The sequence below is a fragment of the Flavobacterium facile genome, assembly GCF_036321945.1.
Taxonomy (GTDB): domain Bacteria; phylum Bacteroidota; class Bacteroidia; order Flavobacteriales; family Flavobacteriaceae; genus Flavobacterium; species Flavobacterium facile.
The window spans coordinates 74,028-90,440 of record NZ_JAZAYT010000035.1; the positions used below are offsets into that span (position 1 = coordinate 74,028).

General features: G+C 32.0%; 11 protein-coding genes. 3 read left to right on the plus strand and 8 right to left on the minus strand.

Annotated elements, in window-relative coordinates:
* Positions 1-6: 6 nt before the first annotated feature.
* From UEQ13_RS12900 to dinB, 3 genes are all read right to left on the minus strand, one after another.
* On the minus strand, positions 7-4,260 hold the full coding sequence (locus UEQ13_RS12900) for a choice-of-anchor L domain-containing protein (protein WP_329806743.1): 4,254 nt from the start codon (positions 4,258-4,260) through the stop codon (positions 7-9).
* Between the two features lie 127 nt (positions 4,261-4,387).
* Entirely contained in the window at positions 4,388-6,184 is a 1,797-nt protein-coding gene (gene lepA, locus UEQ13_RS12905; protein ID WP_329806744.1) for a translation elongation factor 4, read from the minus strand.
* 153 nt (positions 6,185-6,337) lie between these two features.
* Positions 6,338-7,414 carry a DNA polymerase IV gene (dinB, locus tag UEQ13_RS12910; protein ID WP_329806745.1) on the minus strand — a complete coding sequence of 359 codons (1,077 nt, stop codon included), beginning with the start codon at positions 7,412-7,414 and terminating at the stop codon, positions 6,338-6,340.
* A 346-nt stretch (positions 7,415-7,760) separates the two neighbouring features.
* On the opposite strand from dinB, the gene UEQ13_RS12915 reads away from it, so the two are divergent.
* A complete protein-coding gene (locus UEQ13_RS12915) occupies positions 7,761-8,228 on the plus strand; it encodes a CYTH domain-containing protein (protein WP_329806746.1) in 468 nt (155 codons plus the stop codon).
* Positions 8,229-8,341: 113 nt separating this feature from the next.
* On the opposite strand, the gene UEQ13_RS12920 is transcribed toward UEQ13_RS12915, so the two are convergent.
* The 5 genes from UEQ13_RS12920 to UEQ13_RS12940 form a co-directional block, all read right to left on the minus strand.
* Positions 8,342-8,797 (minus strand): septal ring lytic transglycosylase RlpA family protein, encoded by a 456-nt coding sequence (locus UEQ13_RS12920; protein WP_329806747.1) that lies wholly within the window; start codon positions 8,795-8,797, stop codon positions 8,342-8,344.
* Between the two features lie 76 nt (positions 8,798-8,873).
* Positions 8,874-9,290 carry a hypothetical protein gene (locus UEQ13_RS12925; RefSeq protein ID WP_329806748.1) on the minus strand — a complete coding sequence of 139 codons (417 nt, stop codon included), beginning with the start codon at positions 9,288-9,290 and terminating at the stop codon, positions 8,874-8,876.
* 65 nt (positions 9,291-9,355) lie between these two features.
* Entirely contained in the window at positions 9,356-9,919 is a 564-nt protein-coding gene (locus UEQ13_RS12930) for a 5-formyltetrahydrofolate cyclo-ligase (protein ID WP_329806749.1), read from the minus strand.
* Positions 9,888-11,150 (minus strand): pyridoxal phosphate-dependent decarboxylase family protein, encoded by a 1,263-nt coding sequence (locus UEQ13_RS12935; protein ID WP_329806750.1) that lies wholly within the window; start codon positions 11,148-11,150, stop codon positions 9,888-9,890. Before UEQ13_RS12935 ends, UEQ13_RS12930 begins: the two co-directional genes overlap by 32 nt.
* A gap of 76 nt (positions 11,151-11,226) precedes the next feature.
* A complete protein-coding gene (locus tag UEQ13_RS12940; protein WP_329806751.1) occupies positions 11,227-12,186 on the minus strand; it encodes a succinylglutamate desuccinylase/aspartoacylase family protein in 960 nt (319 codons plus the stop codon).
* 121 nt (positions 12,187-12,307) lie between these two features.
* On the opposite strand from UEQ13_RS12940, the gene uvrC reads away from it, so the two are divergent.
* Complete coding sequence (uvrC, locus tag UEQ13_RS12945; RefSeq protein WP_329806752.1) at positions 12,308-14,095, plus strand: excinuclease ABC subunit UvrC; 1,788 nt, start codon at positions 12,308-12,310, stop codon at positions 14,093-14,095.
* A gap of 3 nt (positions 14,096-14,098) precedes the next feature.
* Complete coding sequence (locus UEQ13_RS12950; protein ID WP_329806753.1) at positions 14,099-16,348, plus strand: patatin-like phospholipase family protein; 2,250 nt, start codon at positions 14,099-14,101, stop codon at positions 16,346-16,348.
* Positions 16,349-16,413 lie beyond the last annotated feature (65 nt).

A 16,413-nucleotide genomic window follows, 5' to 3' on the forward strand; every position in this document is an offset into this window, starting at 1 on the left:
TCTTTGTTATCTTTTCAAGGTAAAATGCGATTTAAAAATACCTTTTTCGTTGTTCTGTTTGGTGAACTCTACAGAGAACCAATAATCAGTAGACGGTAAATCTTTTCCGTTATATTTTCCATCCCAACCTATTCCTGATGGAGAGATTTGTTTTAATAGTTTTCCGTATCTATCAAAAATAGAAATGATACTATTTGGTTGTTGTGCTAAATCTGTAATGTTCCAAGTTTCGTGAATGCCATCACCGTTTGGTGTGAAATAATTTGGATAATTTACAATGTAAATTGGGCCTACTCTAGTTGGCGAACAATTTCCTAGTGTATCATAAATATTCACAAAATATTCACCAGATTCTAAATTAGTAAACACATTACTCGATTGAAAAGCACTTGTTGAGCCGTCTGGATATTCTAATTGGAATAAATAATTTCCTAAACTTCCAGCAGAAATAGTAACCGTAATAAAAGTATTATCTGTGTCAAATTCTGAACTTACAGTAAAACTGGCTGCTGCTGGACTCGATTGAATGATAGTAACTGTTGTGTCTCTGTAATTACAATCTGTTCCGATATCTGGTGTTAATTTTATAAACTCTACATCATAAATTCCAGCTTCCAAAGCGGTATAATTTACACCTGTTCCCATTAATGTTCCATTTAAGTACCAATTCACATTAAATAATGTAGGATTTAAACCCGTTTGAATTGTATACGATTGTAGTAAAACATTCGTTATTGGATCTACACAGATAATTCCACCTTGTATCGTCAAATCTAACAAAGGATGAATTGTGAACGTAAATGCTTGTTCATCTTTACAATTTATATTATTTGTTGCTGTAGCATAGATGTAATACGTAAATGTTTGAGAAGTTGTTCCTGTATTTATGATATTCAAATTTGTAATTGGTCCCACTCCATTTGGTTGTGAAAAATAACCAATCGTATAACCAACCGTTGGTAAGGTTGGCAGCACATAAGTACCACATCTTTCAGTAGGAAAAACAATATTTGGTATCACAGGTGTATCAGAAACAGTAATGGTAATGGTATCTTCAGAAATACAATCCGAAAATCTTCCGTCATTTACTGCATAAACAAATATCGTATCAGGTGTATTAGATGAATTAAATACATGTCCATTCGGAACTTGATTTACACCATTAGCATCAAAATAATAACCTATTGTATAATTAGTAGATGGTTCTGGCGGGGTATGAGTTAGTATAGGTAACCTATAAGAATCACACTCATTTACATCTATATAATTTGGCAAATTAATACCATCGTAAGTCCATAAAAAAGGAATATCTACTACACAACCTGTTGCTGGATCTTCGTAATAACCATAAAACTGTTGATCTGAATTGAAAAGCAAACTTGGAGTTACTAAAATCCCTGTTCCATTTGGTCCATTTGGTGCCGTATATACTTGACCTAAAGACAAAACAGGTCCAGCAAAAGGCGCACATTTAGGCTGATTTGTTGGAACTATTATATTCGGTAATTGTAAAATTGTTACGTTAAATGGACTTTCAACAAAGCAAACATTTGTTGTACCATTTGGATTAATATATGTAGTTTCATTATACATATAATAAGTTGTAATTGGCAATTGATTTAAATTATATCCTATTTCCTGACCTGCTATAAGTTGTGTTTGTCCAGCTACTAATGGTCCTCCAGATAAAGTATAATACGCTCCATTAGTTAAAACTGGTAACGTAAATTTATCGCATTGCGGTGTTGTGGGAATTAAATTAATATCTACAATTGGGGCTTGATTTATAACAATATTATAATTCAAATTATCTGTACAATTAGGTAATAATGTAGTATTTGTATAATAATAAACCGTTTGCGATGTTGTTATAGGTATAGATGGGTCAATTTGAGTACCAGCACCGCTCGGAGCGGTATAATATCCACCAAAAGAAATTGGAGGTAAAGTAAATCCAACATTTGCACAACTATAAACGGTTGTAAATAATGATGTATCAACTAAATTTACCACAAATGGGTCAACTAATGAACAAGCACCTGCTAATCCATCAGAATTAGTATGAGCTATAGCATTAAAAACATAGTAGGTTCCAGGGAAATTTGGTCCATTTACACTGATAACATCTCCAGCATTTAAAGTTATTCCTGTTCCGTCAGAAGAAGTATTATAAGTACCATTCACTAAAGGTGTTAATGTATATGAGTTACAAAAAGTTACATCATCTCGTAAGTCTAATAAAGGATTTCCGTGTATGTTAATATCAAATCGTTCATCTCTACAAAATACATTGTTGACTTCAGCATAATAAAAAATAGTTTGAATAATAGTTGCTTGAGTAGTATTCGTATAAATTGTACCTTGAGGTATTAAAGTTCCTGTTCCTGTTGGGCCTCCAGCTGCTGTGTAAAATGCACCAATACCATAAGGTGTTGCTGGAACAATAAACTCACCACAATTATCTAAAACAGGTATATATTCATCAATAAAAGTTACGAGAAATGAAGACTCATTAAAACATCCATTGGCATCTGGTCCGTTATAAATATAATATGTTCCACCTAAATTAATGGTGTTTCCTGCAAATAATGGAGTTCCCGTACCATTTGGACCTGTAAAATAATTTCCATTAGTTAAAACGGGTAAAACATAACTGCTACATTCTACAACATCAGCAACTTCATCAACAAGTGGTAAAGGATTGGTAGTAATTGTTATACTTGTAATATCAAAACATGAAGAATTTGTACTGTCTTGCATTCTTATCCATACTACTTGAGTTCCAGGAGTCGCTAAAGGAGAAACACTTGTTATTACAGCGCCATTTCCTGCATTTGCATCTGCTTGAAAAGTATAATATAAAACAGTATAACCTGTTTGACCATTTAAAACTTGAGGATTTAGAGTTGTCAAATCAAAAGATGCATCATTTAAACAAAGTGATTCATTAGTAGGTTGAGTAGCATTAACCGTAGCATTAATTAATAAATCAAATTGATATACTGCATCACAAAACTGATTGGTAACTGTATTAAAAATTTTCATATAAATAGTTTGCCCAGCAGGTATAGAAAAACTTGATGGTGAACCAATTGAAATATTTGCTGTAGCATTAGCCGGTGAGGTGTAATAAAACACATTATAAATTGCATCATCAATTCCTAATTGTATTTCATTATTTCTGGTTAGATCAAAAACATAACTTGCTGCTCCAGTATTACACGTTGATAAATTGATTGGTGTTGTAACAGATAAAGTATTAAAAACCACAACATCGGTTAATGTACAACCTCCATTAGTAACTTCAACCGCATAAGTTCCTGGGCCGTTTACGGTACTTGTGGAAGTATTTCCACCAACTGGATTTCCATCTTGAAACCATTGATGCGTATAAGTTGTAGCGTCTAATAATGTGTTTAAAACGAAAGTGTCTCCTGAACAAATAGTTTGGTCTAACCCTAAATCTAATTCATTTGTAAAACTTCCACCTGAAATAAATACTGCCGAATCAAAATTCGTATCCCCCCAATCGGCAACAACTAATTTTAAACGGTATTCTGTACCAGGAGTGACTAAAGAAGAAGCGTTTAAAACAACTGTATGACCTCTCATGTTTATAGTGGATAAGGCTGAATTTCCCACATTATATACGCTAAATAAATTTGGATTAGCCGATAAACAAAAGTTGTTGTAAAGTTGATTTCTAATATTTTTTACTGTAACTGGATTGGATGTAGAAGGAATAACGCCTAAATTAGTTGTAACTCCTGTTGCAATATTTGTTAACTCAAATGCAAAAATATCATTAGAATCACATTGTTCATCTCCATATTCGTTAGATGCGAATAAAAAATCGAAACTAAATGCTGAAGACACTGGCGTAAAATCAAATTGTAAAAATGCTAAATCTTGCAATGGTACTGCTGACACACTACTAATATTACTTAAATTTTGCAAAACAGTATCTGTTCCACCACCAGTTGTAGTTGAACTAATATTTGAACCGTTATATTGACCTTGCGTGTCTAAAATATTCCCACTTCTAATTATTATACCTTGATTTACAGGAAAAGCAGAACCGTTTCTATTAAAACTCCCTACAGAAAGACTGGAAGAAACTTGTATATCATTAACATCAATACACGATCCACCAATAAGCAAATTTACTAAATCAGTCGGTGTTGGTGTATTATCTACAGTTATAGTTTGAGAAAATGATACTGCCGAAAAAAGGAGTAATAGGCGTAAAATTCTTTTCATATTGATATCATTAAGGCGAATTAGATAGTCAGTATATAAATATAACAAAAAAAGCCTTGAAACTAAAAAAACTTATTAAAAAATACAATTTCTTAATAAGTTTTTAAAGTTTATGTTAATATATTACTTAATCGTTAAGTTTTAACACCGCCATAAAGGCTTCTTGCGGAATTTCTACATTCCCTACTAATCGCATACGTTTTTTACCTTTTTTCTGTTTTTCCAAAAGTTTACGTTTACGAGAAATATCTCCTCCATAACATTTAGCCGTTACATCTTTACGAAGGGCTTTAATGGTTTCACGCGCAATGATTTTAGCACCAATGGCTGCCTGAATAGGAATATCAAATTGCTGACGTGGGATTAACTCACGTAGTTTTTCACACATTTTTTTACCAATATGAAACGCATTATCCTCATGAATTAAAGCTGAAAGCGCATCAACAGAAGCTGCATTTAACAACACATCTAATTTTACTAATTTAGATTGTCTCATTCCTATTGGATGATAATCAAAAGAAGCATATCCTTTTGAAACGGTTTTTAATCTGTCGTAAAAATCAAATACAATTTCTGCCAAAGGCATGTCGAAATTTAATTCCACACGTTCTGTAGTTAAATAAGTTTGATTGGTAATTTGTCCACGTTTTTCAATACATAAACTCATTACATTTCCAACATAATCGGCTTTTGTAATGATAGTTGCTTTAATAAACGGTTCTTCTACTCTATCTAATTTACTTGGTTCTGGCAAATCTGATGGGTTGTTGATTACGAAACTAACATCTGGTTCTTTTTTCGTGTAAGCCAAGTACGAAACGTTAGGAACAGTTGTAATAACTGTCATATCGAACTCACGCTCCAAACGTTCTTGGATAATTTCCATGTGTAACATTCCTAAGAAACCACATCGGAAACCAAAACCTAATGCCGCAGAACTCTCTGGTAAAAACACTAACGACGCATCGTTTAATTGTAATTTTTCCATTGAAGAACGCAAATCTTCATAATCATCAGTATCAACAGGATAAATTCCAGCAAATACCATTGGTTTTACGTCTTCGAAACCGGTAATCATATTTGTAGTCGGCGTTTTAGCGTCTGTAACGGTATCACCAACTTTTACTTCTTTTGCTTCTTTAATTCCAGAAATTAAATACCCAACATCACCTGTTGAAATAACGTCTTTCGGAACTTGGTTTAATTTTAACGTCCCAACCTCATCGGCAAAATATTCTTTACCAGTGGCCATAAATTTAATTTTCTGACCTTTTCTAATTTCTCCATTTTTTACACGGAAAATTACTTCAATTCCTCTGAAAGGATTGTAGTGTGAGTCGAAAATCAAAGCTTGCAAAGGTTCGTCTTTTATTCCTTTTGGTGGTGGGATTTTTTCGATAATGGCTGCTAAAATATTTTCTACACCAAAACCTGTTTTACCAGAAGCGTGAATAATATCTTCTAATTTACATCCTAATAAATCGATAATATCGTCTGAAACTTCTTCCGGATTGGCAGAAGGTAAATCTACTTTATTTAAAACGGGAATAATTTCCAAGTCGTTATCTAAAGCTAAATATAAATTGGAAATCGTTTGTGCTTGAATACTTTGCGCGGCATCCACAATTAGTAAAGCACCTTCACAAGCGGCAATACTACGAGACACTTCATAAGAAAAATCTACGTGTCCAGGAGTGTCAATTAAATTTAAGATATATTCCTGACCTTGGTACGTATATTCCATTTGAATCGCGTGACTTTTAATGGTAATTCCACGTTCACGTTCCAAATCCATATTATCCAATAGTTGTGCTTTTTCTTCTCTAGCCGTTACGGTTTGAGTAGCGCCTAAAAGTCTATCGGCTAATGTGCTTTTTCCGTGATCAATATGTGCAATAATGCAAAAATTTCTAATGTGTTTCATGTATCCTTTTTCAAAATTCAAAATTCAAAATTCAAAATTCGTTCTTCAACAAACTTAGTTTTTCAAATTTAAAATGTTCTTTTACTTACTTTATAATCTGCAAATATAGCGTAATTATGCGGTTTTGAAAAAGAATAATTTAGGAATAACCATCTAAAACTCAAACTTCAATTGATACACTACAAATTTTTTCTGATGGGTGTTTAAATTGTTTAAAGAAATCCCTAGTAATCTAACAGAATTCTTCAATTTTTCTTGATACAATAATTCTTTAGCAGTTTCAAAAATCAAGCCTTTATCGGAAATAAAATATTGCAGAGTTTTGCTTCTAGTTTGTTGTGAGAAATCGGAATATTTGATTTTTAACGTAATGGTTTTACCTGCAATTTTATATTTTTTGATGCGACGTTCAATTTCTTCTGCAATATTTTTTAAACGTTCTTCCATATAAATTTCGGAAGACAAATTTTTATTAAACGTGCGTTCTGCACCAACGGATTTCATTTCTCGATTGGGTTTGACTTGACTAAAACTAATCCCTCGAGATAAATTATAGTACGATTTTCCGCTGTTCCCAAAATGTTTTTCTAGATAGTCTAACGATTTGGTTTTTAAATCGGTTCCCGTATAAATGCCTAATTGATACATTTTTTCCGCCGTGACTTTTCCAATTCCGTAGAATTTTTTCACATCTAACACCTCAATAAACGCTTCCACTTCATCCGGATTTACTGTTTTTTGCCCATTTGGTTTGTTGAAATCACTCGCGATTTTCGCTACAAACTTATTGACAGAAATTCCTGCAGAAGCAGTTAAACCTGTCACTTCAAATATTTTTTGTCGGATTTCTTGGGCGATTAATGTCGCACTTGGATTTCCTTTTTTGTTTTCTGTCACATCTAAATACGCTTCATCTAAGGAAAGTGGTTCCACTAAATCAGTATACTCATGAAATATTTTTCTAATTTGTTGAGAAACTTCTTTATACCGTTCAAAATTGGTTTTCACAAATATTAATTCCGGACATAAGCGAGCGGCTTGCGCACCACTCATCGCACTTCGTACACCAAATTTTCTTGCTTCATAACTAGCCGCACTAACCACACCACGAATTTCATTTCCACCCACAGCAATGGGCTTTCCTTTTAAATCAGGATTGTCCAATTGCTCTACAGATGCGTAAAAGGCATCCATATCAATGTGAATTATTTTTCGTTGAAGGGTTTCCATAAGTAATACAAATTACAGAAATATTTTTATACTAAAATAATTTGATAGATAAGTATTTTATTTTGCCACGAATTCACAAATTATTATTTTTAGGTTTGTGTTAATTCGAATTTTCGACAAAGTCGAACGAATTGCTTAAGATGAATTTTAAATTCGTTAATTCGTGGCTAATCTGATTTAATTCAATCAAAACAATTATTTATCAGATTTTCAGAAATTTCAATAACATTGGCTTCGAGAACCTCAGCCAACCTGAAACTTGAAACTTGAAACAAAAAGAACGACAAAACTTATATGACTTATATGTTTAAATATTGTAATTTTGATTCTTAATATTTTGAAAATTATGCAAGAAATAGAACGCAAATTTTTAGTCCAATCGTTAGATTTTATCGCGGAAGCAAGCCAAGCTCAAAAAATTGCTCAAGGCTATTTGAATTCAGCTCCAGAACGAACGGTCAGAATTAGAATTAAAGATAACAAAGGATATATTACCATCAAAGGTAAAGGTGACGCAACCGGAACGACACGTTTTGAATGGGAAAAAGAAATTAATTTGTACGAAGCAGAAGCTTTATTAAATTTATGCGAAACTGGTGTAATTGATAAAACGAGATATTTAATCAAAAAAGGAAACCACACGTTTGAAGTCGATATTTTTGAAGGCGAAAACAAAGGTTTGATTGTAGCTGAAATTGAACTTTCAGATGCGAATGAAACATTTGAAAAACCAAATTGGTTAGCTGATGAAGTTACGGGTGATGAAAAGTATTATAATGCGTTTTTGAGTAAAAAGCCGTTTTTGAGTTGGTAATAAAAATTAAACACAAATTTACTTCGTCAGTTCGCCTAAAGGGCTCGGGTCACAGATTCACACTAATTAATTCGTGGTAATCTGTGAAAATTTGTATTAAAAATATTTGTTTTTTATTTCTTCACTACTTCGATATCTACTTCAATATGTCCGCCGAAAGATGCCGGTTTAACTTTATCAAAAGCGGCTTTTGTTAAGTCAATATGTCGGTTTTTATGAAAAGGACCACGATCTGTTACCGTAACATAAACCACTTTTTTGGTTCGTACACCTGTAACTTTTAATTTGGTTCCGAAAGGTAATTTTCGGTGTGCGCAAGTCATGTCATTATTATTAAATCTAATGCCGCTTGCGGTTCTTCTGCCGTTAAATTTATTTGCATAATAAGAAGCGTGTGCAGATTTATGATACATTTCCAATTTTTCAATTGGTTTTGCAATACTATCTTTTTTCTTGATCGTATCCGTAACTTTTGATTTTGGCTTTTCTTGCGAAGGCGTCATTTTTAAATTCTCCTTCTGAAAAAACAAAACCACCAAAAGCGGAAAAATGTATATAAATTTCTTCATCTTCATGTAATATAAGATTAAAAAAGAAGCAAATTTCCACTTACTTCTTTTTATGTTTTTATTGCTTAGACAAAAATTATGCCATCCAATTCGACCAAGGAATTCTTGATAAGATTAATAGTAAACCGAAAACGTAAAAAATTCCAATTTTCTTGAATTTTCCATTACTACTTTCTTCTTTTTTATGTTTGCTCCAACCAATTGTAATTAGTACAATGGCAATAATATTTACAAGTGGATGTTCTACTGCGGTTAATCGCATAGCCGCATTACTCATTTGACTCATAGCGTCTTTTCCTAGTGGAGAAGTTGCCCATAAAACCAAACCAACTAGTAATTGAATATGACTTAAAATTAATGCAACTAAAGACAGACTTCTGTCGTTTTTTGTGAAATTTCTTTTAGACGAAAGTCCTAAAAAAGCATTTATTACAGCAATTAATACTACTGCTAAAACAGCATAAGCTAACGTAGAATGAATAGATTGAATCATAGTTTAGATTTTTTGTTAGAATTTCAAATGTAAGAAAATATATGGAATCCTACCTTAATTTAACATTAAAAATTGTAAACTTTTGTTGGAGTAATGCATAAATCTAACTGAATATCAGTGTTTAATACATCTGAAATCACGTTTTCTGATTCGAAAAAAGACACCCCGATTTTTAAGATTTCTGGCTTACACGTGGCTAAAAATTTGTCGTAAAAACCTTTTCCGTAACCTACTCGATTTCCATTTTCATCAAAAGCTAAAAGCGGTACAAAGACCACATCGATTTTGGAAACAGGTACTTCTAAACCATCAATCGGTTCCGGAATATCGTATGCGTTTTTTTTAATTGTAGTGTTATCGGTTAATAAAAAATGTGTCATTTCTCTTGTGGGAAAATCACTTTTGGAAAGCACAATGTTTTTATCTTTTCCGGCTAAAACTTGAAGAATATATTCGGTATTGACTTCTTTCTGACTTTCAATAGGTAAAAAAAGATGATAGAAGCTATGTTGCCAAATATCTAAACGAATGAGTTGATTGGCAATTTGTAAAGACCATTCTTCAATTTCATTTTCAGATAATTGTTTACGCAATTCTTTATACTTCTGTCGTAATTCTTTTTTCAACATTTTTAGACGCTTTCATTTCGTCTATAAAGTTAGTTAAATGTTCGACTTCTACGTGATCCATCAAAACAATTTTATACCATTTGTTGTTTTCATTGTGCTGTTGTGGTACTAAACCGAATTTATTTGCGATTTTTTCAGGAACGAATTCAGCTTTAATCGTCACAATATTCATAAACGGACAATTGTAATAGGCAATTCCTAATCCGTCTAATTCTTTGGTCAGAAATTGTGTTCGCATCATTAAAATACTGATTTTTTCGTACCAAGCATATGGACCGTACGTAAATAGAATCATCCAAACTGCCACAGCATTCGCGCCAGAACGACTTCCGCATAAAGTCAAATCCATGCCTTCTACATATTCGGCTTCTTTGGTTAATACGTTTTCAATTAATCCTTTTCGACAAATAAAAACGCCGGTTCCATAAGGTGCTTGCAACATTTTATGCGCGTCAATTGTAATGGAACTAATTTTTGGATTGTTGAAATTGATGTCCGATTTTTCATTGCTAAACGGATAGACAAAACCACCGTAAGCGCCATCAATATGCAACTTATATTCTAAATTATGTTTTTCTAAAACTTCGATATAATCTGTTGGATTATCTACAGAACCAAACATGGTTGTTCCCATATTAGAAACCGCGATAAAATATTTTACGCCTTTATTTTTCGCTTCCACAATTAAAGCTTCCAATTTCTCTTTTTGAATGGCTCTCGAATTGAAATCAACTGGAATTGAAATCCAATCAATTTGTAATAAATTAGAGGCTTTTGGTATAGAATAATGCGTGTCTTCACTAGCTAAAATGGCAATTTCGTTCAGTTTTGCATTGAAATTATGAAAGAAATAATTTCGAAATACCCAAATGGCTTGAATGTTAGCTTCGGTTCCACCTGGAGAAATGTAGCCGTCATATTCATTGGGTTGACATTTAAAAACATCAACAGCTAAGACGTTTAAAACTTCTCTTTCGATTTCTTGAGTGCCATAAAATGCATTTTCTGAAGTTCCGAAAGTATGACAACCAATATTATTTGGATTGGCAACATACGCTCTAATTGTAGGTGCATCTCGTAAAAAAGGCGCTTCTTCGTAAAACACTTTACTGTCTAAACGAGAAGCGGGAAAACCTAATGAAGTATCTGTAGCAAAATTCACGTTTTGAACTAAGGCTTCATCAATTCTATCTTGTCTTTGTTGCGGAGTCAATTTCTTCCAGTACTGCATACCTAAATTTTTTTGACAAATCTAAGTGACAACTTTCAGATAAAACATGATAATTGTTAGGTTTGAGTTTTGAAGATTATGCTTCTAAATTTGTTGAAATATGAAAAACCGCATCACCTTTATAAACCACTGGTGCATCGTTAACATTTATTAAATAACCAGCATGTGGAGCTTTTAATTTATGACTTACTTTTCCAAACGGATCGGAAATTGTGGCCAGCAATTCGCCTTTTACTACATAACAACCAATTTGTTTTAATCCATGAAACATACCAGAATGATTGGCTCTAATCCAATCTGATTTTTCAATATAAATAGTTTTATTTGCGGAAGAAATTTGATGTTTAGGTTTTAGCATTTTCAAATGTTGCAAAAATCTTTTAGCGCCTTCAACACCTTCTTTGGTAACCTCGTTATTAATATCAACCGATTTTCCTCCTTCAAATAACAACAATTGAACGTTCATTTTATCGCATGAATTTCTAAAAGAACCGGCAATATTATTAGAATACAACGTAAAAGGCGCTCCAAAAACATCTGATAATACTTTTAATTCTTTATTATTAGGTACAATACGAATTTGTGGAGCGTTAAATCTTCTGGCGCCACCTGCGTGAAAATCGATAGCATAATCTATATGTGGTATAATTTCATTTACAATATGATAAGCAAACTGACTCGCTAATGAACCTGTTTTACTTCCTGGGAAAACTCTGTTTAAATCTCTTCCATCAGGAAATTCTCGAGTTTGATTTACAAAACCAAAAATATTAATTACTGGAATACAAATAATTGTACCACATTTAGGTTTGTTAATTTTCTGAACAATAATTTCTCGTACAATTTCTGTCCCATTAATTTCATCACCATGTAAACCAGCGCTAAATAAAACAACTGGTCCGTCTTTTTTACTTCTTTTTACAATTATAGGAATATGCAAATCCGTCATCGTGTGCAATTTTCCAATTTGCATGTTGATAGTTTTACTTTCGCCTGGTAAAATAGTTTCGTTAAAAATGGTAATGGACTTATGCATAACGTGTTTGACTTTTTGGCTAATGTAATAAAAAATTACTTCATGTTAAATCAATAGTTTTTTGTTATTTTTGTGATAGAATTTCCATCGCAACAAAAAATACAGCCTTCGCTCACAAAAAATGACGCCACTCGAACTACAAATCCAAACTTTACCTGATAATCCTGGTGTCTATCAGTATTACGACAAAGACAACAAGATTTTGTATGTTGGAAAAGCGAAAAATTTAAAAAAACGCGTACAATCGTATTTTACTAAAAACCACGATAATTATAAAACTTCGGTACTTGTAAAAAAAATCGTGACCATCAAACACATTGTCGTTCCAACAGAAACCGATGCGTTATTATTGGAAAACAATCTGATTAAAACCTTACAACCTAGATATAATGTTTTGCTTCGTGATGATAAAACCTATCCGTGGATTTGTATCAAAAAAGAAGCTTTCCCAAGAGTTTTCCCAACGAGAAAAATGATAAAAGACGGTTCGGAATATTTTGGTCCTTATACCAGTTTCAAAACCGTAAACACGTTATTGGAATTAATCAAAGAATTGTATCCGTTACGCACTTGTAATTTCGATTTATCGTTAACCAATATTCGTGCTGAAAAATACAAAGTGTGTTTAGAATATCATATTGGAAACTGCAAAGGCGGTTGCGAAGGCTATGAAACACAAGAACATTATCAAACTCAAATTACAGCGATTCGTGAGATTTTAAAAGGAAATTTCAAAGAAAGTTTAAAAGATTTCAAAAATCACATGCAGGTTTTAGCTTCAGAAATGAAGTTTGAAGAAGCGCAAAAAATAAAAGATAAAATTGAAGTTTTAGAAAATTATCAAGCGAAATCGACGATTCTAAATCCGAAGATTACCAATATTGATGTGTTTTCGATTATTTCTGATGAAACGATGGCGTATGTGAATTTTTTACAAATTTCTCACGGTGCGATTATTCGTTCGCATACTTTAGAATTAAAGAAAAAATTAGACGAAACTGATCAAGAATTATTAGAATTAGCCGTTGTTGAAATTCGAGAACGTTTCTTTTTAACTTCTCGAGAAATTATCGTACCTTTTGAAATAGATTTAGGTGAAACTATAAAAGTAACTGTTCCTAAATTAGGCGATAAAAAAGAAATCTTAAATTTATCGGAACGCAATGCCAAATACTATCGTTTAGACCAACTGAAACAAATAAAAATTGTAGATCCTGAACGTCATACGACCCGAATTATGGCGCAAATGCAAAAAGATTTACGACTTTCTGTAGAACCGCGACATATTGAATGTTTTGATAATTCGAACATACAAGGAACCAATCCAGTTTCGGCTTGTGTGGTTTTTAGAGATGGAAAAGCAAGTAAAAAAGACTATCGCCATTTTAATATCAAAACCGTTGAAGGTCCGAATGATTTTGCTTCGATGGAAGAAGTCGTTTACAGAAGATACAAACGCATGCTTGACGAAAACCAATCGCTACCACAGTTAATTATTATTGATGGTGGAAAAGGACAATTGTCATCAGCATTAAAAAGTTTGGAAGATTTAGGTTTACGCGGAAAAATTGCCATTATAGGAATTGCGAAACGTTTGGAAGAACTCTTTTATCCTGATGATCCAATTCCTTTATATTTAGATAAGAAAAGTGAAACACTGAAAATTATTCAGCAATTAAGAAATGAAGCCCACCGATTTGGTATCACGCATCACAGAGATAAAAGAAGTAAAGCATCGTTAGTTTCTTCAATTGATAACATACCAGGAATTGGTGAAAAAACGATGGTAAGTTTAATTTCTCACTTCAAAAGTGTTAAAAGATTAAAAGAAGCATCAGAAAAAGAAATTTCTGACATAATTGGACTTTCAAAAGCGAAAAAAATTACCGACTTTTACAAAAAAGAATAACACATGATAAAGAGCCAAGTAAAAAGTAAAAAGAACCAAGTGAATCACTTTCGTGGTAAATTTTCTTGTGTCATACTTTTTACTTGGCTCTTTTTACTTGCTTCTTTTTCTACAAACGGGCAAGAAACTTCAAAAAAACCAAAAATTGGATTGGTGCTTTCTGGTGGTGGTGCGAAAGGATTGGCACATATTGGTGTGTTGAAAGTTATCGATTCCTTAGGAATAAAAATAGATTACATCGGCGGAACCAGTATGGGTGCCATTATTGGTGGAATGTACGCTTCTGGTTATACGGGAAAACAATTGGATTCTATTTTCAAAACGTTAACTATTGATGATTTAGTTCAAGACAATATTCCAAGAAAATCAAAAATTCTTATCAATAAAAGAAATGACGATATTTATGCTTTAGTACTTCCTTTCAAAAACCTAAAACTAGAAACACCTAATGCACTTTCAAAAGGATTATATAATTTTAATTTCTTATCGAAAATCAGTTATCACGTAAGAAATACAAGAGATTTTAAAAAACTTCCTATTCCGTTTTTCTGCATGGCAACTGATATTGAAACAGGCCAAGATGTAGTTTTAGATAAAGGAATTTTTCCACAAGCTTTAGTAGCAAGTAGCTCCATTCCAACAATATTTTATCCAATAGAAATTGAAGGAAGGTTACTTGTAGATGGTGGTGTAACCAATAATTATCCTGTTGAAAAGCTAAGAGAATTAGGTGCCGATTTTATTATTGGTGTAGATGTGCAAGAAGAATTAAAAAATCGTAAAGATTTACAAGGAATTACAACTATTTTTGGACAAATTTCGAACTTCAACACACAAGGACAAATGGAAAGTAAGCGAAAACTTACCGACATTTATATTAAACCCGACATTAAAGGTTTCAATGTTTTATCTTTTGAGAATGGAAAAAAAATAATTGAAAATGGAGAAAATGAAGCTAGAAAATATTTAACAGAACTTACTGTTTTTCAAAATATCGACTATAAAAAACCAGAATTAACCACAGTAAAAGATTCTATCTTTATAGGAAATATTGGCTTTACCGAACTAAAGAATTACACTAGAGCTTATGTTTTAGGTAAATTACGATTTAAACCTAACACAAAAATTAGTTTTCAAGATTTTCAAAATGGAATTCAAAATTTAAATAATACGCAAAACTTTAGCTCAGTAAAATATCAATTTAATGAAAAAGATGTTTTTATCAGTTTAAGAGAAAACAGAATCAATACTTTTTTGAAATTTGCATTACATTATGACGAATTATACAAAAGTGGCGCTTTAGTAAACATCACTCATAAAAAATTATTATCTAAAAATGATATGGTTTCTTTCGATATCATTTTGGGAGATAATTTCAGATATGATTTTAACTACTTAATTGATAATGGATATTACTTTAGTTTTGGTATATCTTCTGTATTAAATAAGTTTAATAAAAATGTAAATAAAGCCTTTGGAATTCAAAACTATTTAAGCAACAATTTCGAAAAAATAAATTTAGATTATTCAAGTTTAAACAACAGAATTTTTCTTCAAACAGTTTTTTTAAGAAAATACAATATTGGTGGTGGATTAGAGTTTCAAAATCTGTTTTTAAAATCTGAAAATTTGCCTCAAGCTAACAAAACTATTGAAAACAGTAATTATCTATCTTTTTTCGGATATTTAAATCACGATACCTTTGACAATAAGTTTTTTCCAAAAAAAGGATGGTATTTTAAAAGTAATTTTAATTATTACTTTGATTCGTCAGATTACACCAATCAGTTTACAAAATTTTCAATAGCAAAAGCCGACATGGCCATTGCCTTTGAACCCTTAAAAAAAGTTTCCGTGGTAATCCAAAACGAAGGTGGTTTTAAAGTAGGTTATTCCTCTTTACCTTATTTCGATTTTGTTTTAGGTGGATACGGATTTAAAGACACGAACAATATTCGCTCATTTTATGGTTACGATTTTTTAAGCGTAAGTGGAAATTCGTATGTAAAAGCGAGTGGAACTATTGATTATGAATTTTATAAAAAAAATCACTTAAACTTTACTTACAACGCCTCTATTGTTGGAAGTTTTATTTTTAATTCGACTAAAACTTGGTTAAACAAACCATCTTATACAGGGTTTGGAGTAGGATATGGATTAGAAACGCTAATTGGTCCAGTTGAAATAAAATACACTTGGTCTCCAGAAACACATTTCTCTGGTTTTTGGTTTAATTTAGGCTTCGTTTTTTAATTAAATATTTTGATTTGGTTATTTAATTGAAAAAATCATATATTTGACGCAACAAAAAATTATTA